The organism is Novosphingobium sp. (genome assembly GCF_019748365.1).
GTDB lineage: Bacteria > Pseudomonadota > Alphaproteobacteria > Sphingomonadales > Sphingomonadaceae > Novosphingobium.
Genome location: NZ_JAIEPN010000006.1, coordinates 1 through 23,623, shown reverse-complemented (window position 1 = coordinate 23,623; position 23,623 = coordinate 1). Strand labels below are relative to the sequence as shown.

Annotated in this window: 17 protein-coding genes; 8 read left to right on the top strand and 9 right to left on the bottom strand. The window is 65.5% G+C overall.

Translation table 11 applies throughout. The annotated features are described in order from the left end of the window. Nucleotides 1-87: 87 nt before the first annotated feature. Nucleotides 88-1,185, bottom strand: a complete 1,098-nt coding sequence (locus K5Q19_RS01780) for an LLM class flavin-dependent oxidoreductase (protein WP_292940378.1) — start codon at nucleotides 1,183-1,185, stop codon at nucleotides 88-90. Between the two features lie 127 nt (nucleotides 1,186-1,312). On the opposite strand from K5Q19_RS01780, the gene K5Q19_RS01775 reads away from it, so the two are divergent. Continuing rightward, nucleotides 1,313-1,981, top strand: a complete 669-nt coding sequence (locus K5Q19_RS01775) for a TetR/AcrR family transcriptional regulator (protein WP_292940375.1) — start codon at nucleotides 1,313-1,315, stop codon at nucleotides 1,979-1,981. Nucleotides 1,982-2,130: 149 nt separating this feature from the next. On the opposite strand, the gene K5Q19_RS01770 is transcribed toward K5Q19_RS01775, so the two are convergent. From K5Q19_RS01770 to K5Q19_RS01760, 3 genes are read right to left on the bottom strand one after another with little or no spacing between them, the layout of a single operon-like run. Beyond that, complete coding sequence (locus tag K5Q19_RS01770) at nucleotides 2,131-3,273, bottom strand: FAD-dependent monooxygenase (protein WP_292940372.1); 1,143 nt, start codon at nucleotides 3,271-3,273, stop codon at nucleotides 2,131-2,133. 44 nt (nucleotides 3,274-3,317) lie between these two features. Further along, complete coding sequence (locus K5Q19_RS01765) at nucleotides 3,318-4,193, bottom strand: alpha/beta hydrolase (protein ID WP_292940369.1); 876 nt, start codon at nucleotides 4,191-4,193, stop codon at nucleotides 3,318-3,320. Nucleotides 4,194-4,197: 4 nt separating this feature from the next. Continuing rightward, nucleotides 4,198-5,529 (bottom strand): family 1 glycosylhydrolase, encoded by a 1,332-nt coding sequence (locus K5Q19_RS01760; RefSeq protein ID WP_292940366.1) that lies wholly within the window; start codon nucleotides 5,527-5,529, stop codon nucleotides 4,198-4,200. A gap of 132 nt (nucleotides 5,530-5,661) precedes the next feature. On the opposite strand from K5Q19_RS01760, the gene K5Q19_RS01755 reads away from it, so the two are divergent. The 6 genes from K5Q19_RS01755 to K5Q19_RS01730 all read left to right on the top strand — a co-directional run bounded on the left by K5Q19_RS01755 (nucleotide 5,662) and on the right by K5Q19_RS01730 (nucleotide 11,813). Beyond that, complete coding sequence (locus K5Q19_RS01755; RefSeq protein ID WP_292940363.1) at nucleotides 5,662-6,585, top strand: LysR family transcriptional regulator; 924 nt, start codon at nucleotides 5,662-5,664, stop codon at nucleotides 6,583-6,585. Nucleotides 6,586-6,671: 86 nt separating this feature from the next. Beyond that, complete coding sequence (locus tag K5Q19_RS01750; protein ID WP_292940360.1) at nucleotides 6,672-7,100, top strand: heme-binding protein; 429 nt, start codon at nucleotides 6,672-6,674, stop codon at nucleotides 7,098-7,100. Then, a complete protein-coding gene (locus tag K5Q19_RS01745; protein WP_292940357.1) occupies nucleotides 7,097-8,344 on the top strand; it encodes an amidohydrolase family protein in 1,248 nt (415 codons plus the stop codon). The genes K5Q19_RS01750 and K5Q19_RS01745 overlap by 4 nt, the downstream gene beginning before the upstream one ends. Continuing rightward, on the top strand, nucleotides 8,341-9,243 hold the full coding sequence (locus K5Q19_RS01740; protein ID WP_292940354.1) for a VOC family protein: 903 nt from the start codon (nucleotides 8,341-8,343) through the stop codon (nucleotides 9,241-9,243). The genes K5Q19_RS01745 and K5Q19_RS01740 overlap by 4 nt, the downstream gene beginning before the upstream one ends. A 3-nt stretch (nucleotides 9,244-9,246) precedes the next feature. Continuing rightward, on the top strand, nucleotides 9,247-10,407 hold the full coding sequence (locus tag K5Q19_RS01735; protein WP_292940351.1) for an alpha/beta hydrolase: 1,161 nt from the start codon (nucleotides 9,247-9,249) through the stop codon (nucleotides 10,405-10,407). A gap of 86 nt (nucleotides 10,408-10,493) precedes the next feature. Then, on the top strand, nucleotides 10,494-11,813 hold the full coding sequence (locus tag K5Q19_RS01730) for an NAD(P)/FAD-dependent oxidoreductase (RefSeq protein WP_292940349.1): 1,320 nt from the start codon (nucleotides 10,494-10,496) through the stop codon (nucleotides 11,811-11,813). 20 nt (nucleotides 11,814-11,833) lie between these two features. Here K5Q19_RS01730 and K5Q19_RS01725 read toward each other — a convergent pair whose 3' ends face one another. Further along, the gene (locus K5Q19_RS01725; protein ID WP_292940346.1) at nucleotides 11,834-12,784 is read right to left on the bottom strand and encodes an IS110 family transposase; all 951 of its coding nucleotides are present in this window, start codon (nucleotides 12,782-12,784) and stop codon (nucleotides 11,834-11,836) included. A gap of 377 nt (nucleotides 12,785-13,161) precedes the next feature. After that, nucleotides 13,162-14,040, bottom strand: a complete 879-nt coding sequence (locus tag K5Q19_RS01720) for a sterol desaturase family protein (RefSeq protein WP_292940343.1) — start codon at nucleotides 14,038-14,040, stop codon at nucleotides 13,162-13,164. Nucleotides 14,041-14,450: 410 nt separating this feature from the next. On the opposite strand from K5Q19_RS01720, the gene K5Q19_RS01715 reads away from it, so the two are divergent. Beyond that, entirely contained in the window at nucleotides 14,451-17,795 is a 3,345-nt protein-coding gene (locus K5Q19_RS01715) for a glycosyl hydrolase (RefSeq protein WP_292940340.1), read from the top strand. A gap of 405 nt (nucleotides 17,796-18,200) precedes the next feature. On the opposite strand, the gene K5Q19_RS01710 is transcribed toward K5Q19_RS01715, so the two are convergent. The 3 genes from K5Q19_RS01710 to K5Q19_RS01700 form a co-directional block, all read right to left on the bottom strand. Continuing rightward, complete coding sequence (locus tag K5Q19_RS01710; protein ID WP_292940337.1) at nucleotides 18,201-19,130, bottom strand: YncE family protein; 930 nt, start codon at nucleotides 19,128-19,130, stop codon at nucleotides 18,201-18,203. Between the two features lie 12 nt (nucleotides 19,131-19,142). Continuing rightward, nucleotides 19,143-20,897, bottom strand: coding sequence for an allophanate hydrolase (atzF, locus tag K5Q19_RS01705; RefSeq protein ID WP_292940334.1), 1,755 nt, complete (start codon nucleotides 20,895-20,897; stop codon nucleotides 19,143-19,145). Continuing rightward, nucleotides 20,894-23,623: 5-oxoprolinase/urea amidolyase family protein (locus tag K5Q19_RS01700; RefSeq protein WP_292940331.1), on the bottom strand; the 2,730-nt coding region annotated here is incomplete at its 5' end. The genes K5Q19_RS01700 and atzF, both read right to left, overlap by 4 nt.

Genomic DNA, 23,623 nt, shown 5'->3' with positions numbered 1-23,623 from the left:
GTGCCTGATCCGGTCCATTAAGTGAAATAGTATGTTTTCATCGATAAGCATTCATCAGGCTGATGGTTGGGCTATGGAGCGCATCCTTCAGGCCAGTGCCGGCATGACCTTGCGCGCAAGCAGGTCGAGCGTCTGGTTGCCCAGCCGCAGGCGTTCCTCGGTGAGCGGACCGGTGGTCGTCCCGCACAGCACATTGCCGATGCCGAGCTCCTTGTAGGGCTGCAGGTGCTCGATCACCGTCTCGGGCGAGCCATAGAGACACCACGTGCCGATCCAGTCTTCGGTGAGGGCATTGGGCGTACGATCGGTCTTCCTGTTCTCGTCGCTGCTTTCCGCCCGCGCGTTGAACTCCGCCTCGCGCTCAACGGCAGCCTGATAGGCCTTGAGGATGACCTCGAGTTCCTCGCGGGCCTGATCGTCGCTCTCCGCCACATGGACGCACTGGTAGGTGTGCGTCGTCCAGTCGAGCGCGCTGGCGACCACTTCGTCCGAGTGGCCGGCCGATGTCAGCAAGCCGTGATAGATGTCGAAGAACTTCTTCACGTGGACGAACGGTTCGGTGCCGCCGATCCTGGGCGGAGTGAAAGCGGGAATGAAGGCGGGCCAGCCATGCACGGCGGCGCGGCGGGCGCTGGTTTCCTTCATCGCCACCGGCATGAGCCGCGCGTGGCCGGGCGTGTAGGGGGCAGGGGCGATGCGCTGGAGCACGCGGCCCTGATGCGGGCCATTGTCGATCTCGATCGCCGGATCGGTTATCGCCTTGGCCCAGAGCGCTTCGGCAAGTTCCAGATTGCGGTCCGATATCGCGCCCGCGTCCTTGTAGCTCACGCCGAAGCCGATCATTTCCTCCGGCGTCGTGCCGCTGCCGATGCCGACGAGAAGCTTCCCGTCCGTGAGCTGATCGAGAATGTTGATGCGTTCGGCAAAGCGCACGGGGTGGTGCAGGGGGACCGAGACGACCGAGAAACCGAAGTGCATCTGCGGCATCTTGGCAGCAAGGTAGGCGGCGAAGATGAAGCTGTCGCTCGCCACCGGCATGTAACCGTTGAAGTGGTGATCGGGCATGAAGATGGCCGAGAAGCCGAGATCGCCGGCGCGCAGGGCGTGGCTCTCGAGGTCCTTCATCAGCTGCCGGTCGTCTTCGGGGCGCATCGTGCGCGCGTTGAGGAACACCGAGAAACGCATGCCTGAACTTTCTCCCCCTTCGGCAGTTCACGCTTGTCCGGTGGGCCCGGTCCTCGCGCGTTTTGGTACGCAGATGCCGAATCAAATTAGAATTGACGTTCCTGTTTTAGTAGGGTCTACCAAGCCGATGTCAACCGCTACCCGACACACCGAAGCGCTCGCGCTTCAGGCCCTCAGCCGCAAACCGCGCCAGGGGCGCAGCCTTGCCTCGTTCGAACGCATGCTCGAGGCGACCAAGGCGCTGATGATCGAGACGGGGGGCGACAGCTTCACGCTGCAGGATGTGAGCGAGCGCGGGCAGGTCTCGATCGGCTCGATCTATCTGCGCTTCGAGAGCAAGGACCGGCTGCTTCACGCGGTGATCGCGGAGGAACTGACCGCGATCCTCGCCAAGGAGCGGGTGATGATCGACGAGGTGCTGGCCGAGACCGACAGCCTCGGCGCGTTTCTTCCGCTCTACATCAAGCGCTACAGCGCATTCCTTGAGCAGAATGCGCCGCTGCTGCGCACGATCATGGCGCGTGCCGAAGTCGATCCGCTGGTGTCCGAACCCGGCAAGGAGACGGCGCGGCGCTCATCCGAAATGTCGATCGCGGCGATCCTGACATTCCGCGACGAAATCAAGTCAGCCGATCCCGAGGCCAAGGCGCTGGCGGTGTTCCAGATCGTCTTTGCCACTATCGCGCGCCAGTTCGGGCTGGGCTCGACGCCGGAATCGAGCGATCCCTATCTCTGGGGCTTCATCAAGGACGAGATCGCCAAGATGGCGCTGGCGTATTTGCGCCACGCGGATTGAGGGTGCTGCCTAACTGACGCGGGGCGGCGCGACACAGCTCTGGATCCCCGCCTGCGCGGGGATGACGAAGTTTGAATTTGTTAGTTGCACCAACCCTTCGTCATCCCCGCGCAGGCGGGAATCCAGAGCGGAAAAGCGCGGCCGTCCCCTTAGAACGGCCCCGCCAGGCGGTGCAGCGCCGCGCCCATGATCCCGCCGATTTCCTCGCCCGGACGGCCCGCCAGCTGCGCTGCGCCGATCGAGACGCTGGTCTCGACAACATCGCGGCAGCGTTCGTAGCGGCGTTCCTCATAGGCCATCAACGCGGCTTCGGCGCTGTCCGCGCGAGCCAGTTCCTCGCCCAGCACCAGCGCGCTTTCGACCGCGATGCCGGCGCCCGAGGCAAGGTGCGGCGTGGTGGCGTGGACGGCATCGCCGATCAGCACGATGCGGCCATTGGACCAGGGGCGGGGCTGGATCTTTGCGGCGAGCGGGCGGTAGTTGACCCAATCCTCGGCGCTCATCGTATCGCGCACCCAGCCGGCGTTGCCGCCGAAATCGGCGAGATGGGCCTTCATCTGCGCAACAAGGGCTTCGCCTTCGAGGCGCTCGCCGGTGTCCTCATGCGGGGTGAGCAGCCAGAGGTAGATGCGGTCTTCGCCGCAACGGGTGATACCGACCATGTAGCGGTGGCCGAAGAACATCTCGCCGCGTTCCAGCGTCGGCGGCTTCTTCATGGAAACGCGCCAGCAGCCTTGGCCAGTCCGCTCTGCCTCACCCATGTGCGGGAAGGCGAGATCACGCACGCGCGAGCGGACGCTGTCGGCACCGATGACGAGATCGTAGCGGCCACTGGTGCCATCGGAGAAGGTGACGTTGACTCCGCCATCGCGGTTGGCGAGGGTGTCCACAGTCACACCGAGGCGCACCGGAATGCCGGCGGCGGCGATGCGCTGCTGCATGAGGTGGTGGAGGATCGGCCGCATGATGCCACCGGTCGCGGGGAGGCCTTCCTCGATCGGCGGTTCATCGAGATCGCGCAGGTGCATGCCGTTGAACAGGAACATTGAGGAGCCTGCCACGATGGCGCCCTCGCGCGCGATGTCCTCGACCATGCCGAGCCGCTGATAGGCGCGCAAGGTGGGGCCGGTAATGGTGATGCCCGCGCCATAGACGCGCCATTCGGGATCGAGATCGATCAGCGTGACCGCCACGCCGCGTGCCGCCAGATCGATGGCGGCCGCCATGCCGCCGATGCCGCCGCCCACGATCAGGGCGTTGGTGATCGCGGTGATGGGGTGTCCGGGTTCCATGGTCGTTTCTTTCCTGTGGGTTGGGTTCTGCGCAGATGGCCCGCTCACTCGACTGCCAGCCAATCGATGTATTGGTCGATCCAGCGGTCGCTGGTGGTGCCCTTGGGCATCATGCCGAAGCCATGCTCGCCGCCGTAATAGAGATGGAATTCGAGTGCAGTGCTTTCCTTGAGCCAGCTGTCGACCAGCTTGAGGCCGCCCTGCTTGAACAGCGGATCGCCCGCGGCAATCGCCAGGAACAGCGGCGGACGGGGGCCGCCGGTGACGGTCTGGGTCATCGGCGGGTAGATCAGGCCGACGTGGTGGAGGAGCGCGGCTTCCCTCTTCTGCTCGATCAGGCGGATCAGCGTGCGCGAGCCGGCGGAAAAGCCGATCACGCCGATCTGTTTGGGATCGAGCTTCCACTCCGCCGCGCGCGAGGAGACGACACTGATGGCAGCGGCAAGGTCATCGACCGCTGGCGGCAGGTCCGGGAGTTCGCCCTTGCCAAGCTGGCCGAACTTCGCGGCCATATCGGCCATGAAGCCTTCAGGCGTCGGCGGGGTGGGGTTCACCCGGTACTTGAGCACGAAAGCGGTGTAGCCCTGTGCGGCGAGCCGGTCCGCCACGCGGAAGCCCTCGCTGTCGATCGAGACGAACATGTAGCCGCCGCCCGGCACCACGATCACCGACTTGCCATTGGCGCGGCCGTTCATCGGGCGGATGACGTAGAGCGTCGAGCGCTGGACATTGCGCGCCCAGACCTGCCCGAACACGCGGGTCCAGGTCTCGCCGCCGGCTGGCACGTTGCTCAGCACGATCTCCTCGCCGCGCACCGGCGGGACAGTGTCCGCGGGCGGCAATGCGGGCATCTGCGCCAGCGCCGGACGGGCGGCGAGGGCGAGCATGCAGGAAAGCAGCAGGGCGAAGGTCTTGCGCATGGGATCAGGCTCCTGCCGTGTGCGTCTTGATGTAGTCGCGGTAGACCAGCGCGCTGGGCTTGGGCGTGCGCGCGAAGGTCTGGCGGTCGAAGCTGTGCAGCCCGAACTGGGGCTTGTAGCCGAACACCCATTCAAAATTGTCGATCAGCGACCAGTGGCAATAGCCCTTGACCGGCACGCCATCGGCCATCGCGGCGCGCAAGTGATCGAGCGCCTCGGGGATCATCCAGGCGCGCACGGCGTCGTCGCTGGTTCCCACACCGTGTTCGGTGACCATGATCGGCACTTTGGCGACCTGATGGGCATAGCGCACCGCGCCCGCGAGCGAGGCGGGGTAGACTTCCGAACCGATGTAGTTGCGGCGGGCATCGGCAGGGGCGGGCAGCTTGCCGGTCTTGCCCCAGAGCGCGCGTTCGTAGTTCTGCACGCCGAGGAAGTCGTCGGCTTGTGCAAGGCGCAGCCAGGAGTTGTAGAACTTCTCGCGCATCGCATCGCGCACCGAGCCTTTCTCGGCTTCCTGATCGTCGATCATGGCAAGGCTGACACCGACCGGAAGATCGCCGCGCACCGCCTTGATTGCGGCCTTGCCCTGCGTGTGTGCGGCCTGCAGGTGCGCCTGAACCTTGGCCGGATCGGGCTGGTAGAGCGCGTTGCCTGCAAGAAACAGCGGCACGCCGAGTTTCTTCGCGGCCGCTTCGACCATGGCCTTGTCCTGATCGAGCAGGAACGGGGGGAGGAGATACTGAAGCACGCCGGCCAGATTGGGTTCATTGAGCGTGGTGGCGTGGTCGATCCCGCCAGCGAGGTGGCGCGCGGCCTTGTCACAGAACCGTGCGAACAGCTGCGGTCCCTCGTCGTTCATCCAGCCGCCGCGCGCGGCAAACCAGATCGGCGTGGTGAAGTGGTTGAAGGTGACGATGGGCTTGAGGCCCATGGCGCGCGCGCCTTCGATCATCGCCTTGTAGTGATCGAGCATGGCGATCGAGAACCGGCCCGGCTCGGGCTCGATCCGCGCCCATTCGAGGCTGAAGCGATAGGCATTGAGGCCAAGGTTTTTCGCTAGCTGCAGATCGGTGCGCCAGAGCTCGAAGCTGTTGGCCGCGTCGCCCGAAGGCTCGGTGAAGGCGGTTGGCGCGATGTTCTCGAGCAGCCAGCAATCGGCATTGATGTTGTTGCCCTCGACCTGATGGCCGGCCGTGGCGGCACCCCAGATGAAATCGGCGGGGAAAGGGGCGGGCGCCACTGCCTTTGCCGCCTTGGCAAGGGCGCGCGGGGCCGCAGCCAGCGTAAGCCCTGCTGCGGTGGCCGCCACGAACGTGCGCCGGTCGATTGCCATTTCACCTTCTCCCATCTGTTTGATGCTGATCTGGGCGAAATCATCAATCAAGTAAAATTGTCATGATGCATAAAGTCATATAAGATCGGTGGATACATGGAGCGGTGACAGCTTCGTTGGGGAGTGGGCAGGATGCGCTTCAAAGGTCTCGATCTCAACCTCCTTGTCGCGTTCGACGCGCTGATGACGACGCGCAGTGTCAGCCGTTCGGCCGAGCGGCTGAACCTGAGCCAGCCTGCCATGAGCGCGGCGCTTTCGCGGCTGCGCGAGTACTTCGGCGATGAGCTGCTGCAATTGCAGGGCAAGCGCATGCATCCAACGCCGTTTGCCGACGAACTCATGCCGCAAGTGCGCGAGAGCCTGCTCGGGCTGGAAGTGATGCTCTCGCGCTCGCCCCATTTCGATCCCGCCACCTCGCAGCGCAGCTTCAAGGTGGTGACGTCGGACTATGTCTTCGCTTCGCTGATCGTGCCGCTCGTCGCCCAGCTGGGCGAGGATGCGCCGGGCATCCGGATCGATTGCGCCCTGCCGCAGCCGAGCACGGTGCAGGAGCTGGAGGAAGGCAAGATCGATATCACGATCACGCCCGAATACGTCATCGGCGGCAATCACCTCTCCTACGTGCTCTATCAAGAGCCGCAGGTGGTGGTGGGCTGGACCGGCAATCCCGCCATCGCCGATGGCACGATCAGCGAGGAGGCGTTCTTCGCGGCGGGCCATATCGCGGTCGTGCTGGGCGGCGGGCAGACGCTGTCCTACGCCGACCGGCAGCTCGAGCTGATGGGGCGCAGCCGCACGATCGAAGCGACCGTGGCGATCTTCACGGCGGTGCCCTGGCTGATCGAGGGGACCAACCGCCTTTCGGTGATGCATTTGCGCCTCGCCGAGCAGCTCAAGGGCCGCTTTGCCATCACCAGCGCGCCGATGCCGTTCGAGATTCCGGCGATGAAGCAGATGCTGAGCTACCATCCCGGGCGCAAGGACGATGCCGGGCTGACATGGCTGCGCGGCCGGATCGAGGCGATCGCGCGACGGGGCGAGGTGCAAGATGTATAGTTGGTTTCTATTCCCAATTATCCAAACAATCATTTTTACAGATTGATCCTCGGGCAGCACAACGAGGCCGGGAGAAAGGCCGGGACATGCTGACGCTGGAAAAGGCTCAAGTGATTGCCGCAGAAACGCTGGCAGAGGGAAAGCGCCTCGGCCTCGCGCCGCTGGCTTGCGTGGTGCTCGATCGCGGCGGTCACATCCTTGCGCTGCTGCGCGACGAGAATGCCTCGATCTACCGGCCCGAAATCGCGATGGGCAAGGCGGCGGGCTGCCTCGGCATGGGCTTTGGCGGGCGCGAACTGGCGAAGCGCGCGGCGGCGATGCCGATGTTCTTCAATGGCTTGCAGGCAGCCTTTCCCAACGGGATGCTGCCCGTGCCCGGCGGCGTGCTGATCCGCGATGCCGATGGCGCGATCATCGGCGCGGTGGGCGTGACGGGCGACACATCGGACAATGACGAGATCTGCGCGCTCGCCGGCATTGCGGCGACGGGCCTTGCGGCGGATACCGGCGCATGACGGGCACGCTGTTCACCGATGTGATGATCTTCGATGGCAGCGGTGAAGCGCTGTTTCCGGGCGAAGTGCTGGTGCGCGGCGAGCGGATCGAGGCCTTGGCCAAGGGCGACGAGCGCCTGCCGCGCGACGGTGTGGCCGTGGTCGATGGGCAGGGACGCACGCTTATGCCGGGCATGGTCGAAGCGCACGGCCACCTCACCTGGCCGACATCGGTCGAGCGCATGATCAACACGATGAAGCCTTTGCCGATCGAACAGCATGTGCTGGTGACCGCACAGAATGCGCGGATCACGCTCGAGCATGGTTTCACCAGCGTCTATTCGGCAGGCTCGCTGGGCGAGCGCATCGAGCCGGCCCTGCGCGACATGATCGATGCCGGGTTCATGCCGGGGCCGCGCCTGCGCGCCTCGGCGCTGGAGAAGGGGGCGGAGGGCGTGCTGGGGGTGCCGGCGGGGCATGATCCCACGCATCAGCGCGATATCCCGCACTTGCGCGAGTATGTGGCGCAGAAGAAGGCCGACGGCTGCGACACGATCAAGTTCCTGATGTCGAGCGATGATGCCTTCCAGCCGGGTGGCTCGCAAACGCTGATGTATTCGGAAGAGGAAGCGCAGGCGATCGGCGAGGCGGCGCGCGAGGCGGGGATATGGCTCGCCTGCCATGCGCAAGGGGCCGAGGCTGTGAAGCGCGCGCTGCGGGCCGGGTTCCGCGCGATCTATCATTGCACTTATGCCGATGAGGAAGCGCTCGATCTGTTCGAGGCGAAGAAGGACCACACTTTCACCGCGCCTGCCGTCGGCCTGCTCTGGGCGCGGGCCTATGAAGCGCAGGACTTCGGCATCGGCCCCAAGGAAGCGGCCGAACTTGGCGCGCTGCGCGGGATCGAACTGGGCCAGCAGGTGATCCCGGAAATGCGCAAGCGCGGCATCCGCGTGCTGCCGGGCGGGGACTACGGCTTCCCCTACAATCCGCACGGCCGCAACGCGCGCGATCTGGAGCACTTTGTGAACCTGTTCGGCTTCACGCCCACCGAGGCGCTGGTCGCCGCGACCAAACAGGGCGGCGAGCTGGTGGGCTGGGATGTCGGGCAGGTCCGCGCCGGGTATCTCGCCGATCTGCTGCTCGTCGAGGGCGATCCGACTGCCGATGTCCGCTTGCTGCAGGACAGGCACAAGCTTGCCGCCATCATGAAGGGCGGGCAATTCTATAAATCACTCAGCGATACGAGAGAGGCCACATCATGAGCCGCGTTACCGAAATCCGCTATGTCGGCTATGCCGTCACCGATCTTGCCGCCGAGCGCGCGTTCTACAGCGACAACTGGAAGCTTAAGGAGGTCCAGGAAGCGGACGGCATGGTCTACTTTGCGGCCGAGGGGCACGACGAGCTCTACGTCGTGCGGCTGCGGCCCGACGCGGTCCAGCGGATCGACGTGATCGCGCTGGCGGCGGACAGCGAGGCCGATGTCGACGCCCTCTTCGCCAAAGTGCGGGATTATGGCTGCCAGATCGTGTGGGAGCCGAAGGAACTTGATCAGTTCGGCGGTGGCTACGGGTTCCGCTTCTTCTCGAAGGACGGTTTGCCTTACGAGATTTCCGCCGGCGTCGCGCGCGGCACGGCACGTGCGCTCGCCCCGCGCGAGGCGATCCCCGAGCGGATCAGCCACATCGTGATGCACTCGCCGCGCCACCACGAGGAACTGGCGTTCTTCATCGATGTGCTGGGCTTCAAGCTGAGCGACTGGCTGGGCGACTTCATGTGCTTCCTGCGCTGCAACGAAGCGCACCACCGCATTGCCTTCCTCCCCGGGCCGCCCTGCCTCAACCACGTTGCCTACGACATGCCCAATGTCGACGAGATGATGCGCGGCATTGCGCGGCTGAAGCGGCAGAAAATCGATATCCGCTGGGGCCCCGGTCGCCACACGGCGGGCAACAACACCTTCAGCTACTTCACCACCCCGGCGGGCTTCGCGATCGAGTACACCTCGGAGCTGGAGAAGGTCGATTTCGAGAACCACGTGCCGCAAGTGATTGCACCCGCCCCGGAAATCATGGACCAGTGGGGCGTCGGTGTCGGCGGCCCGCAGACGATGCCGCATCCCGCGCCCGATGCAGCGCTGTTCCAGCCGGCAGGGGTCTGATCGATGGCGCTGTTCGAGCCCTTTCCCAACTACATCTGGAATCTCTCGGTCGCGATCGCGATGGAGAACGGCGGGCGGATCGGCGAGATCGTCGACATGATCGAGCCGCTGCGTGCCAAGGCGCAAAGTGGCGCAGATGCCGGCACCGCCGACTTCATGGCCGAATGGGTGAAGATGGCGGACAAGCTCGTCGAGCTGGCCGAGGAAGACCTTGCGCTGGGTCGCGAGTTCTCGGCCGGGACCAAGCTCAAGCGCGCGACGATCTATTACCTCACCGGCGAGCGCATGCAGGCGCATGGATCGGCGGGGCGCGAGCAGACTTATGCCAAGGCGCTCGACAGCTTCCAGCGGGGCACGAAGTTTGCCGGTGATCCGGTCGAGCGCGTGGAGATACCCCACGAAGGCAAGACGATTTCCGCCTATTTCCACCGCGCCCATGTCGATGGTCCGGCGCCTTGCGTGGTCTATTGCAACGGGCTCGACAGCATGAAGGAAATGCTGTGGCTGGGCGGTTTTCCCGAAGCTCTGGCCATGCGCGGTATCCACACGCTGTGCGTCGATCAGCCAGGCACGGGCGAAGCGCTACGGCTACAGGGCCTCAATGCGACGCCGTACTCCGAGCAGTGGGCCTCAAAGTGGGTGGATTGGCTGGAGACCTGGCCCGAGGTTGATCCCAAGCGCATCGGCATGACCGGCATTTCGCTCGGCGGGCATTTCGCGCCGCGCGCGGTTGCCTATGAGCCGCGCTTCGCCAGCGGGGCGGCCTGGGGCGCGAACCACAACTGGCGCGAAGTGCAGGACAAGCGCATGGCGCGCGAGGGCGAGAACCCGGTCCCGCACTATTGGGGCCACGTCTACTGGGTGTTCGGCGCGAAGGACCATGCGGACTTCCTTGCCAAGAGCAACGACATGAACCTCAATGGGCACCTCGACCGGATCAAGGTGCCGTTCCTGGTGACGCATGGCGCGACCGACCGGCAGATCAGCGTGGACTATGCCCACCAGAGCTATGCACAGCTGGTCAATTCGCCGCGGCGCGAGCTGAAGATCTTCACAGCACGCGAAGGCGGGGTGGAGCATGTGGGGGCCGACAACATGAGTTTCGGCAATGATTACATAGCCGACTGGTTCGCCGACACGCTTGGAGGGCGCACGAAGGCCTGATTTCCGCGCTTCCCGAACGGACAGGCTACTATTGCCGGCCCGTTTCTGGCATTAACCTAGGGCGCCGTTCGCTTGCGCAGGGGGAAATGCGCGTGCCGGATCAGAAGACGCAGATTGTTGTGGTGGGCGGCGGCGCCGGCGGGCTGGAGCTGGTCCGCAAGCTGGGTGCCAAGTACGGGCGCAAGAAGCACGACATCATCCTGATCGACCGCAACCTGACGCATATCTGGAAGCCGCTGCTGCATGAAGTGGCGGCGGGATCGCTCGACGCCAATCTCGACGAGGTCGGCTATGGCGGCCACGCGGTGCGCTGGGGCTACCGCTTCTTTCAGGGCAGCATCGAAAGCATCGACCGCGAGCATCGCACGATCACCACCGCGCCCTTGCTTGATGAACGCGGCGACGAAGTGATCGGGCGGCACACCGTGCGCTATGACTACCTCGTGCTGGCGATCGGCGGCATTTCCAACGATTTCGGCGTGCCGGGCGTGCGCGAGCATGCGATGTTCCTTGAGGACCGGCCGCAGGCAGACAAGTTCCGCCAGAAGCTGCTCAATGCCTGCCTGCGCACCAACCATGCGCACCACACCGGCAATCCCGATGCGCGGGTGCGGGTAAGCATCGTCGGCGGCGGCGCGACGGGCGTGGAGCTGGCGGCCGAGCTCTACAATGCGGCGAAGGCGCTGCGCCACTACGGCCTCGAAGTGTTCGACGAGACCAAGCTCGAAGTTTCGCTTCTGGAGGCGGGGCCACGCATTCTGCCCGCGCTGGACGAGGTGCTGGCGACAACCGCGCGTCAGGAGCTCGAGAAGCTCGGCGTCAAGGTGCTGGAGCGCACGCAAGTGGTGCGTCTGGAAGACCGCGCGGTCCATACCGGCGACGGCAATGTGATCCCGTCAGACCTCATCGTCTGGGCGGCGGGCGTGAAGGGCGCGGAGGAAATCAAGACGATGAGCGACCTTGCGCTCACCCGCGGCAATCAGATCGTGGTGCGCCCGACGCTGCAGACCGAGACCGACGAGCGCATCTACGCGCTGGGCGACTGCGCCTCGTGCATTCTGCCCGGCAAGGACCGCCCGGTGCCGCCGCGCGCGCAATCCGCGCACCAGATGGCGAGCCTTGTGTTCACCAACCTTGTCCGTGCGCAGACGGGGCAGCCGCTCAAGGAATTCTCCTACCACGACCATGGCTCGCTGGTTTCGCTGAGCCGGTTCTCGACCGTGGGAAGCCTGATGGGCAATCTCGTCGGAGGGCGCATGCGCGTCGAGGGGCGGATCGCGCGGATGGTCTACATGTCGCTTTATCGGATGCACCTGATTGCCATCCATGGCTGGTGGAGGGGGGTCACGCTGATCGTGATCGGACACGTGAACCAGATCGTGCGACCGCGGCTGAAGCTGCACTGATCCCGAACAAGGCCTCGTCATCAACTCAGTTGAGTTGTTAATCCATCGCGGATTTTGGCGTTAGCGATTGTGATGAGTTTTCGCATGGCAGCGACGAGAGCAACGATGGGTTTCTTTCCGTTTGCGATGAGACGCTGGTGGAATGATTTGAGATTGGGCGAGAACCGGACCGCGCTGAGTGCTGCCATGGGCAGGGCGCGTTTGAGTTCTGGCCGTCCGCCTGTTGTGCGGCGATAGGCGTTGTTGTTGCCGCTTTGCCGCGGGTGCGGTGCGAGGCCGGCGAGACTGGCGGCCTGTTTGCGGCCGAGTGTGCCCAGTTCGGGCATGTAGGCGAGCAGCGCTGCGGCGGTTGTTGGGCCGATGCCTGGCATGGCTTGCAGGATGCGGGCCTTGGTGGCGAGTTCGTGGGTGGTCTCGATCAGGTTGGCGATGCGTTGGTCGAGGATGGCGATAGCCTGCTCGTAGGCGCCGAGGAGGCCTAGCAGTTCAGACTGGACCGGGGCTGCGGTGGGCGATTTGAGCCGGTTGGCATGTGCGGCCCGGCTGCGCACGAGATCGGACCGGGTGGCCACAAGGGTATGGAGTTCGGCCCGCCGGTCCTTGCATGGCTGCCAGCGGGTCAGGCGGTCATGGCGCTCCTTGGCATAGCGGGCAAGTGCGGTGGCATCGATCGCGTCGGTCTTGGCCAAGGTGCCGAACGAGCGGATGAAGGCCTTGACCTTGCGGGCATCAGCGCGGTGCACTGCAACCCCTGCGCGGGTCAGGGCGTCGAGCAGGTTGGCCTCGTAGCCACCAGTGGCTTCGCACACGGCGAGAGTGGCGGCATCGAACGTGGCGGCAAGCTGGTCCATCGCCGCCGTGGTGTTGGGCCATTCACGGACCATGCCGGTGGCGCTGTCGTACACGGCAACAAGCGCCTTGCCGACATCGCAGCCGACAAAGCGCGTGGGGGTATTGGTCTGATCGGGCATGATCGACTATCCTTCCGGTAGCTTGTGATTGTCTGCGGGCGTCCAAGGAGCGGCCCTGGCAACTCACCAAGCGTCAAAGGGAAGCGGACAGCCGACCATGATGACGGCGGGCGAAAGCCCCATTGCGAGACGGCCCGACTGTCCGCGCCCGGAGCTGGGTGGCCACCCAGCTCCGGGCATCCCGCTCATGCGGAACACCCAACCAATACGCCATCGCGAACAGACAATTGCGAGTGGAGCGAAGCAATCAAGAGCGGTCGCGCGCGACGACCTGGATTGCTTCGTCGCTACGCTCCTCGCAATGACGATTGAGACGTTTTGCTCGTCCTCCCCGCGCAGGTGAGGATCCAGAGCGATATGCCCCCACTCCGGCCGTTTCAAACCGCCGCTTTCCGCCCCTTCACCCAGCTGATGATCGGCGTCAGCGGATAGATCAGCGTCTCGGCGATCCCCATGTGCCGCCGGCCTTCCTGCCCGACTTCAACCGCCTCACCCGCCTTGAACGTCCCGTGCAGCCGGTCAAACAGGATCAGCGCGCAGGCATAGTTGCAGCGCGTGTCCTCGTACTCCACCGAATGGTGCAGGCTATGCGCCTCCACCGTGGTGAACACCGCCGAATACCAGCGCGGCGGATCGAAGCGCACATTGGCATGGCTGAACGCCGCGATTGTCCCCAGCATATGCCCGGCACACAGCAGCGCGGTCAGCGAGAAGTCGAGGAACACGGTCAAGCTGAGGCCGATCAGGAACAGCTCGAAGGGATTGCCGACCGCCCCCTTCAGCGCATTCAGCTGGCGCACGAAATGGTGCGGCGCGTGGACCACCCACAGCGGAAACCAGTTGTGCATCGCGCGGTGCAGCCAATAGTGCCCCCACTCGATCAGCAGCATGATCAGCGCGACCTGCACGATCAGCGGCGCGGCTTCCAGCCAGGGCGTGTGGATGCCCAGCGCGTCCTTCACCCCGATCAGCGGTGCATCGGCCCAATGCTTCCCGGCATAGCGCACCACCGTGTAGAACATCACGAAGTAGAACAGATCCGAGACAAACTCGGCACGGGTCAATCGCCAACCCGCATGCCGTTCGTTGATCTGTTCCAGCCCCAGAATCATGAACTTGGTGGCAATCGCCGCGATCAGGATCGTCCAGCCATTCGTCACGAGCTCGGCCGGCAGCAGCGACCAGAACGCGAAAATCGCCAGCAATGTCGCTGGCTGGTAATACTTGAAGATGACCGGCTTAATACCTGCCGCCATTGCGCGAACCCCCACGGCTTGTCTTGTCGTCTCAGGCTAACATCAAGTCCCGGTATGAACAACTGCCTCGTTCGTCATACCCTCACTGTCATCCCCCAGAGGCGCGACCACCGCACCAGGCCCTGAAACCCCAGTCCGCTGTCCTACACACCCCGATTTTGCCACAGTGCCCGCCCGCTATTTGAAATCGTGAGTCCCCCTGCAAAAGAATCCTGCAGAGCACTGTCACCCTGTCACTCTTCGCCATCAAGTTATTGATACTATATGAAATCTTGGAATGAATCCGAGGATGACGCGGTGTAACTTGTGTCACCTTGAAAACCGCGTCCCACCCGAATTCGCTTGCATCCGATGCGCGTTCTTGATCAAAGCAATCATAAACAATCATCCAGCCGTCCGGGAGAGACGCCGTGTCCACGCCCCCCATTCGCCTCCTCGGCGCACTCCTCCTCGCCGGCTCGGCCATCGCGCCGCTCCATGCCCAGCAGGCGCCAAAAGATGCTGTTGGCGATCCGCTCGCCGATGGTTTCCGCGATCCGCCCATGTCCGCCCGCCCGCGGGTCTGGTGGCACTGGATGAACGGCAACGTGACCGAGGAAGGCATCAAGCTCGATCTCGAATGGATGAAGCGCATCGGCATCGGCGGCGCGCAGACCTTCGATGCGCAGCTCAACACGCCGCAAGTCGTCGAGAAGCGCCTCGTCTACATGACCCCGGAGTGGAAGCACGCCTTCCGCACCGCCGCCGAAACCGCCGACAAGCTCGGCCTCGAACTCGCCATTGCCGCCTCGCCCGGCTGGAGCGAGACCGGCGGTCCCTGGGTCAAGCCCGAAGACGGGATGAAGAAGTTCGTCTGGTCCGAAACGCGCGTGAAAGGCGGCAAGCGCTTCAACGGCAAGCTCGCCGCGCCGCCCAGCACCACTGGCCCGTTCCAGGACCTTGGCATGCAGCCCGAAATCGGCTCGGACCATCCCAAGACCGACCTTCCGCAGCTTTACCGCGATACCTATGTCTTCGCCGTCCCGGAAATCGAGGCGCCACTGGCCCCGGTCTGGTCGGCCTCCTCCGGCGCGATCGATGGTGCAAATCTGACCGACGGCAAGCAGGTCACGACGGTCGAAGTACCTGCCGGCAGTGCCGATGCACCCGCATGGATCCGCGCCGATTTCGCCGCCCCGCTGAAAGTTCGCTCGGCCACGCTGGCCACGCCGCCCACCTCGCTGTTCAGCGCCGCCAAGTTCGTTCCCGTGCTCGAAGCGAGCAGCGACGGCACCGCCTTCAGCGAAGTCGCCCGTTTCCCCACCGGCACGTCGGCGCAGTACACCGTCACGTTCCCGGCGGTCACCGCCAGGGCATTGCGCGTGCGCTTCCTTGCCGACGCCAACGGCTTCGGCCTGCCGACCCGGCCCGCCCCCGGCGTGGAGTTTCCCGCCTTCCCGGGTTTCATGAGCGGCAGCGGCCCGCATGTCACCGTGGCCGAATTGCGCTTCTCTGCCGCTGCCCTCACCCACCGCTTCGAGGAGAAGGCCGGGTTTGCCACCACGCTCGATTACAACGCGATCCCGACGCCCGACGCGCCCGCTGCGCCCGAAAGCGCAGTGATCGATCTCACCGCCCGCATGAGGCCGGACGGCTCGCTGGACTGGACCCCGCCCAAGGGCAACTGGCGCATCCTGCGCCTCGGCTACACGCTCACCGGCACCGAGAACCACCCCGCTCCCGCCGAGGCAACCGGGTTCGAAGTCGACAAGTTCGATGCCGCCGCCGTCCGACGCTACATCAACACCTACCTCGACACTTATATCGACGCGGCGGGCACCGACATGATCGGCAGCAAGGGCGTGCGCGCGCTCCTCAACGACAGCATCGAAGTCGGCGCGAGCAACTGGACGCCCGGCCTCGTCGCCGAGTTCAAGGCCCGGCGCGGCTATGATCCGGTGCCGTGGCTCCCCGCGCTCACCGGCGTGATCCGCGGCAGCCCCGCGCGCACCGATGCGTTCCTCCACGATTATCGCCAGACCCTCGCCGATCTGATGGCCGATGCGCATTACAAGACGATCACCGAGGAAGCCCACAAGCGCGGCCTCATCCACTATTCCGAAGCGCTTGAAGACAAGCGCCCCTCGCTGGGCGACGACATGGCCATGCGCCGCCACGCTGATATTCCGATGGCCGCGATGTGGTCCTACGATACCGAGAGCGGCGCCCCGCAGCCCACCCATCAGGGTGACATGCGCGGCGCCGCCTCGGTCGCCCATGTCTACGGCCAGAACCTCGTCGCCGCGGAATCGCTGACCTCCGCGCTCCAGCCCTGGGCCTTCGCCCCGCGCGACCTCAAGCCGATGATCGACATGGAGTTCGCCCTCGGTGTCAACCGCCCGGTGATCCACACTTCGGTCCACCAGCCGCTGACCGACAAGGCTCCCGGCTTCTCGCTGTTCATCTTCGGCCAGTACTTCAATCGCCTTGAAACCTGGGGCGAACAGGCGCGGCCCTGGACCGACTACATGGCCCGCAGTAGCTACATGCTCCAGCAGGGCCGCAACGTGGCGGATGTGGCTTACTTCTATGGCGAGGAAGCCCCGCTCACCGCGCTTTTCGCCAAGGCTGCGCCCGGCGATCTGCCCACCGCCAATGCGTTCGATTTCGTCAATCCCGATGTCGTCCTGAACGAGCTGTCCAACGACGGCGCAGACCTCGTCGCGAAGAGCGGCGCGCGCTACAAGGCACTTTACCTCGGCGGCAATTCGGCGCGGATGAGCCTCGGCGTGCTGAAGCGCATCGACACGATGGTGCGCGGCGGTGCCACTCTGATCGGCGAAAAGCCGACCGGCTCGCCCGCGCTGATGGACGATGCGGCCGCATTCACCCGCATCGCCGATGCGCTGTGGGGAGGCGATACCGGCAAGGGCCGCGTCCTCGCCAGCCATGATCCGGACAGCGCGCTCGCCGCGCTCGGCATTGCGCCAGACCTGACCTACACCCGGGCGGCAGCAGACACCTCACTGATGTTCGTCCACCGCAAGACAGCGGACGCCGATATCTACTTCATCACCAACCGAAAGAACCGCGCCGAGCCGACCACGCTGAGCTTCGCGCAGACCGGCAGAGCCCCCGAATGGTGGGACGCCGCTACCGGCAAGGCCGCCCCCCTCAGCTATACTTCGGCCAATGGCCGCACCGCGATCCCGCTGACCCTCACGCCCTGGCAATCGGGCTTTGTCATATTCCGCAAGCCCGGCCCCGCCAGCCTCGCGGTCCCGGCCCCGGCCCGAACACCGCTCGCCGCTGCCACCGGCCCATGGACCGTCACCTTCCAGCCCGGCCGCGGCGCTCCCGCGAGCGTGACGCTGCCCGCACTCGCCGACTGGACGCAGAACGCCGATTCCGGTGTACGCTACTTCTCGGGCACCGCCACCTATCGCCAGACGCTCAAGGTCCCCGCCAAGCGGCCCGGCCAGCGCCTGATCCTCGATCTCGGCGACGTGCGCGATCTGGCCGAAGTGCTGGTGAACGGCCAGTCCGCCGGCATCCTGTGGAATCCGCCCTACGAAGCCGATGTCACCGGCCTTGTCCACGACGGCAACAACACGCTGGAAATCCGCGTCACCAATCTATGGGTTAACCGCCTGATCGGCGATGCGCAGCCCGGCGCGAAACCGATCACCTTCACCACGCTCAAGACCTACCGCGCCGATGCGCCGCTGCGGCCATCAGGGTTGTTGGGACCGGTGATGCTGAACGTGGAACGCTAACCCCGCCTCTCGTCACACGGCAACAAGCGCCTTGCCGACATCGCAGCCGACAAAGCGCGTGGGGGTATTGGTCTGATCGGGCATGATCGACTATCCTTCCGGTAGCTTGTGATTGTCTGCGGGCGTCCAAGGAGCGGCCCTGGCAACTCACCAAGCGTCAAAGGGAAGCGGACAGCCGACCATGATGACGGCGGGCGAAAGCCCCATTGCGAGACGGCCCGACTGTCCGCGCCCGGAGCTGGGTGGCCACCCAGCTCCGGGCATCCCGCTCATGCGGAACACCCAACCAATACGCCATCGCGAACAGACAATTGCGAGCGTAGCGACGAAGCAATCCAGAGCGTCTGTGCCCGCCGCTCTGGATTGCTTCGTCGCTACGCTCCTCGCAATGACGAAGGGTGGAAATTACTGCTTGGCCGTCTGGCTGCCCTTGGGCCACCAGGTCAGCGTCTGGACGTCGTGCGCCGAGGTCCACACGCCCTTGGGGGTCCAGCGCAGTGCGCCGCTGCCGACGGGCTTGCCGTGGCGCGAGAGGATCGCATTTGTCGCTGCGTCGATCACCACGAACTCCTGATCGTCGGTGGTGCGCAGCCAGACCTTGCCGTCGCCGGTATCGATATCGCCCCACTTGAGGTTGTCGCCGACCTTGATGCGGGCGGTGACGGTCATCGTGGCAGGATCGATTTTTGCGACGGTGCCATCGCCCTGTTCCTGCACCCAGACCGCGCCTTCACCGGCGACAAGGAAGCCGGGCATCTTGCCGAGCGGGACAGTGCCGGTGACCGTGTTGGTGGCGGGATCGATGCGGCTCAAAAGCTGCGTCTTGGCGCTGACGGCCCAGAGCGCGCCGAGGCCGAAGGTGAGGTACCACGAGCCGGGGGCGACCTCGATCGTGGCGGCGACCTTGTTGGTGGCGGGATCGATGCGCGCGATCTTGCCATTCGCGTCCGAACCGATCCAGACCGAGCCCGCGCCGGTGACGGTGTTGAGCTCGCCTTCCTGATTATTGGCGATGCCCGAGGAGACGACGGCGAGGAGCTTGCCGGTCTTGATGTCGATGCGCTTGACCGCATTCTCGGGGCAATCGGCGACCCAGAGCGAGCCGAAATCGATGCTCATGCCGCCGCAGGGGCGGCCCATGGGGCTTTCCGCTTTTTTGCCCTTGGTGGACCATTGCTCGACGCGGCCCTTGTTGGTGGCCCAGACGGTATCGCCATCGATGGCGAGGAAATCAGCGAAGCCCGGGACGACCTGAACATGGGGCTTGGGGGCCTCCGCGTGGGCTGCTGCGGGGATCAGTGCGGCGGCGAGGAGCAAGGACTTGAGGTTTTGCATGCGAATGCTCCTTCAGTTCTTCTGCGCGATATAGGCGCGCCAGCCGCCGAGATGGGTGATGTCCTCCGCGCCGATGATCGCGCGCGGTTCAGCGACGAAGCCCTTGACGCTGGTGCCGTCGGCGAGGGTGACCGTGCCGATGGCAAGCGGGGCGGGGACTTCGACGGTGAAGCTGCCGAATTCGGCAACGCCAAGCTCATAGACTTCGACCGCGATGGCAGCGCCCCCTTCGGCGCTGTGGACAAGGGCCGGCTTGGGCGGCACGCTGTCGGCCATGGCGTAGAGCTTGTAGCTGGGCGCGGTGTGGGTCGCCTCGACGAAGGTCGCCTCGCGCGAGGTGAGCTGCCAGTGAAGCGGCATGTCCTTGAGGTGGGCGCCGACGACGGCAAGTTTCACGGTCTGCATTTTTCCCTCCAGGTCGAGCGGGGGCGGCGAGGCGAGGTCCGCCTTGGCGAGATAGGCATCGGCGATGGTGAGAAGCGCGCGGTCGGTGTCTGCCGGGCCGATCAGCGTGATCCCGAAGCCGGTCGCGTTGTGGCGCGTGCCAGCGGGAATAGCGAGCGCGGCCATGTCGAGCAGGTTCACGAAATTGGTATAGGCGCCGAGATTGCTGTTGAGCGCGATGGGTGCGGCGGCGAGTTCGGCGACGCGGTAGGTGGTGCCGGTGGTGGGGAAGACGAGCGCGTCGAGATCGCCCCACAGGAGATCGGCGTGGCGCTTGAGTTCGGCGAGGCGATAGACGCCATTGAAGGTCTCGACTGCGGTCTTGCTCCACCCGGCCTCGACCACGGCGCGGACGGTGGGATCGACCGCATCGGGGTTTTCGGTGAGGATCTGCGCCATCGCGGCGGTGCGTTCGGCAACCCACGGGCCGCCGTAGAGCAACTGCGCGGCTTCCTGCAGCGGGGCGATGTCGATCTCGACGATTTCGGCGAGGGTGGCGAGCGTTTCCAGCGCGCGGTTGTAGAGGTATTCGCTCTCGGCATCGCCGAAGAACTGGCGCTGGCGGCGCAGGGGAACGCCGATCTTGCGCGGGGCGATGGTGCGATTGGCGAGGGGCTTCGACCAGGGGTCGGCGGGATCGAAGCCGGCGATGACGCTGTCGACCAGTGCGGCATCGGCGGTTTCGTGCGCGAAGACGGTGACGCAATCGACCGAGCGGCAGGCCGGGACTACGCCGCGCGTCGGCCAGCGGCCCTTGGTCGGCTTGAAGCCGATCAGATGGTTGAACGCGGCGGGGACGCGGCCCGAACCGGCGGTGTCGGTGCCAAGCGCGATGGGAACAAGCCCTGCGGCGACCGCGATGGCGGAGCCCGAACTGGAGCCACCGCTGACATAGGCGCGGTTGAAGGCGTTGCGCGGCACGCCATAGGGGCTGCGCACGCCGACGAGGCCGGTGGCGAACTGGTCGAGATTGGTCTTGCCCATGCAGATCGCCCCGGCTGCGGCGAGGCGTTCAGCAACGGTGGAGCTGGCTTCGGGCTGGTAGGCGAAGGCGGGGCAGGCGGCGGTGGTTTCGAACCCGGCGACGTCAATGTTGTCCTTCGCGGCATAGGGCACGCCGGCGAGGGGGAGGTGCTCGCCAGCGGCGATGCGGGCATCGACGGCGCGGGCGGCGGCGAGGACTTGTTCGGCGCTGGCCCGGCTGATCCAGATCTGGGGCTGGATCGCATCATAGGCGGCTATGCGGGCGAGCGCGGCTTCAACCTCAGCGACGGCGGTTGTTGAGCGCGCGTTGACGGCGGCGGCGATCGCGGCAGCGGTCATACCGTCCGCCTCAGGGCGAGCATCGGGGAGCCGGGCTGCAAGGACTGCTTCTCCTTGATGTAGAGCGCCTCGATCGTGCCGGTGCCGGGGCTTTCGACGGGGCATTCCATCTTCATCGCCTCGATCACCGCGATGGTATCGCCGGCCTTCACGGCATCGCCGGCGGCAACGAGCAGCTTCCACACGCTGCCGCCGAAGGGGGCCTCGACAAGGTCGGTACCATCGGGGACTTCGGTGGCGGCGGCTGCAGGGGCTTCGGCTTCGGCAAGGTCGGTCACGCGGTCGAATTCGCCGCGCGCCTGCCAATCGGCGCGTTCGGCGTCGAAGGCGGACTTGCGGTTGGCTTCGAATGCCGCGATGGCATCGGCGTTGTCAGACAGGAACTGGCGATAGTCGGCAAGGCGGAATTCGCTCGGCTCGATCTTCAGCGCGCGGCGGCCGGCGGGGAAATCGCGGCGCCATTCCACCAGCTCTTCGGCGCTGACCGGATAGAAGCGGATCTGATCGAAGAAGCGCAGCAGCCAGGGCTTGCCTTCGGTGAAGGCGTCCGTTTGCTTGTAGGTGTTCCACACCTGCACGGTGCGGCCGAACAGCTGGTAGCCGCCCGGGCCTTCCATCCCGTAGATGCACATGTAAGCGCCGCCGATGCCGACGACATTGGGCGGGGTCCAGGTGCGCGCGGGGTTGTATTTGGTGGTCACGAGGCGGTGGCGCGGATCGACCGGGGTGGCGACGGGGGCACCGAGGTAGACATCGCCAAGGCCCATGACGAGGTAGTTGGCCTCGAAGATGAGGTTCTCGACCGCGGCGACATCGGGCAGGCCGTTGATGCGGCGGATGAATTCGATGTTGTCCGGGCACCACGGCGCATCGTCGCGCACGGCGGCGATGTACTTTTCGATGGTCTCGATGGTGGCGGGATCGCGCCAGGAAAGCGGCAGGTGGACGACGCGGCTGGGGATGGTGAAGTCCGCCAGATCGCCGAGACGCTCCTCCGCGTCGATCAACATGGCGAGCGCGGTGGCCTGATCGAGCGCCTTGCCGTCGAAATGCAACTGGAGCGAGCGGATGCCGGGGACCACATCGATGACACCGGGATGGGCCAGCCGCTCAAGCTCGACCATCAGCGCGTGGACGCGGATGCGCAGTTCGATATCGAGGACGATCTGGCCGTATTCGACGAGGATATTGCGGTCGCCCTGCTGGCGGTAGATCGTGCGGGGGCGGACGGCTGTTTCGGGCAGCTCGACGAGGATCGGGGAAAGGTGCGCGACGGGACGGTCGGGCACCGGGCCGGGGAGTGCGCCCTGGGTGAGGAGGCGCTGCTGGTCCGCATCGGCTGCGGCAGCATCGGCGATGGTGACCGGAGCGAAGCGCAGGCGGTCTCCGGGCACGAGCTGGCCGAGCTTCCAGCGATCCGCCGCGATGACCACGAAGGGGCAGACGAAACCGCCGAGCGAAGGGCCATCGGGGCCGAGGATGATCGGCATGTCGCCGGTAAAGTCGACGGCGCCGATGGCGTAGGGGTTGTCGTGGATGTTCGAGGGGTGGAGGCCCGCCTCGCCGCCATCCTTGCGCGCCCAGTGCGGCTTGGGGCCGATCAGGCGCACGCCGGTGCGATTGGAATTGTAGTGCACCTGCCATTCAGCAGCGACGATCATCGCGATGTCGTCGGCGGTGAAGAAATCGGGCGCGCCGTGCGGGCCGTAGAGGACGCGCAGGGTCCATTCGTTGCCCAGCGGCGGAAGCGCGGTTTCGGCGAGGGGCGTTGCAGCGGGTTCATCGCCGAGGTGGAGCACATCGCCCGCGACAAGGCGGCGCGCGGCGTGGCCGCCGAACTGGCCGAGCTCGAACGTCGCGCGGCTGCCGAGATAGGGCGCGATATCGAGGCCGCCTGCGAAGAGCAGATAGCCGCGCATGCCGCCGCCACGCGCGCGGCCGAGCGCGAGGGTTTGCCCGGCGGCGATCTTGATCACCTGACCGCGCGCCACGGGTATGCCATCGAGCGTGGCGGCAAAATCTGCGCCCATGAGGCAGACGCGCGCGGGCGCGGTGAAGGCGAGGGTGGGGCCGGAATGGGTGAGCTCAAGGCCTGCAGTGCCTTCCGCATTGCCGAGCAGGCGGTTGCCGAGGCGGAACGACTGGTCGTCCATCGGGCCCGAAGGCGGCACGCCGACCGCCCAGAGGCGCTGGCGGCCGGGCCAGTCCTGCACGGTCGTGGCAGTGCCGCCGCTGATCACGCGGACGCTGCGCGGGGTATAGGCGATGGTATCGAGGACGCGGGTGGAGACTTCACCGCTGGTGAAGGCGGGGGTGCGGACAACATCGCGCAGCCAGCGCAAGTTGGTTTCGATGCCATCGACGCGCGTTTCGCCAAGCGCTTTCTGCATCGCAGTAACCGCCAGATCGCGGGTGGGGGCGTGGACGATCAGCTTGGCAAGCATGGGATCGTACCACGAGGTCACTTCGCTGCCGGCCATGACCCAGGTTTCGGTGCGGATATCGGCCGGGAACTGGACCGCCGTCAGCGTGCCCGAGGTTGGGCGATAATCGAGCGCCGGGTCTTCGGCGTAGAGGCGGACCTGCACCGAATGGCCCTGCGGTCTGGTGGGTGCTGTATCGAGGAAGCTGAAATCCCCTGCGCCGCCGCGCACCATCCATTCGACGAGATCGATCCCCATGACCATCTCGGTCACGCCGTGCTCGACCTGCAGGCGGGTGTTCAT

Excerpts from the sequence above, each read along its gene's own strand:
- K5Q19_RS01780 (WP_292940378.1), bottom strand. The coding sequence starts at position 1,185 with ATGCGTTTCTCGGTGTTCCTCAACGCGCGCACGATGCGCCCCGAAGAC.
- K5Q19_RS01775 (WP_292940375.1), top strand. The coding sequence starts at position 1,313 with ATGTCAACCGCTACCCGACACACCGAAGCGCTCGCGCTTCAGGCCCTC.
- K5Q19_RS01770 (WP_292940372.1), bottom strand. The coding sequence starts at position 3,273 with ATGGAACCCGGACACCCCATCACCGCGATCACCAACGCCCTGATCGTG.
- K5Q19_RS01765 (WP_292940369.1), bottom strand. The coding sequence starts at position 4,193 with ATGCGCAAGACCTTCGCCCTGCTGCTTTCCTGCATGCTCGCCCTCGCC.
- K5Q19_RS01760 (WP_292940366.1), bottom strand. The coding sequence starts at position 5,529 with ATGGCAATCGACCGGCGCACGTTCGTGGCGGCCACCGCAGCAGGGCTT.
- K5Q19_RS01755 (WP_292940363.1), top strand. The coding sequence starts at position 5,662 with ATGCGCTTCAAAGGTCTCGATCTCAACCTCCTTGTCGCGTTCGACGCG.
- K5Q19_RS01750 (WP_292940360.1), top strand. The coding sequence starts at position 6,672 with ATGCTGACGCTGGAAAAGGCTCAAGTGATTGCCGCAGAAACGCTGGCA.
- K5Q19_RS01745 (WP_292940357.1), top strand. The coding sequence starts at position 7,097 with ATGACGGGCACGCTGTTCACCGATGTGATGATCTTCGATGGCAGCGGT.
- K5Q19_RS01740 (WP_292940354.1), top strand. The coding sequence starts at position 8,341 with ATGAGCCGCGTTACCGAAATCCGCTATGTCGGCTATGCCGTCACCGAT.
- K5Q19_RS01735 (WP_292940351.1), top strand. The coding sequence starts at position 9,247 with ATGGCGCTGTTCGAGCCCTTTCCCAACTACATCTGGAATCTCTCGGTC.
- K5Q19_RS01730 (WP_292940349.1), top strand. The coding sequence starts at position 10,494 with ATGCGCGTGCCGGATCAGAAGACGCAGATTGTTGTGGTGGGCGGCGGC.
- K5Q19_RS01725 (WP_292940346.1), bottom strand. The coding sequence starts at position 12,784 with ATGCCCGATCAGACCAATACCCCCACGCGCTTTGTCGGCTGCGATGTC.
- K5Q19_RS01720 (WP_292940343.1), bottom strand. The coding sequence starts at position 14,040 with ATGGCGGCAGGTATTAAGCCGGTCATCTTCAAGTATTACCAGCCAGCG.
- K5Q19_RS01710 (WP_292940337.1), bottom strand. The coding sequence starts at position 19,130 with ATGCAAAACCTCAAGTCCTTGCTCCTCGCCGCCGCACTGATCCCCGCA.
- atzF (WP_292940334.1), bottom strand. The coding sequence starts at position 20,897 with ATGACCGCTGCCGCGATCGCCGCCGCCGTCAACGCGCGCTCAACAACC.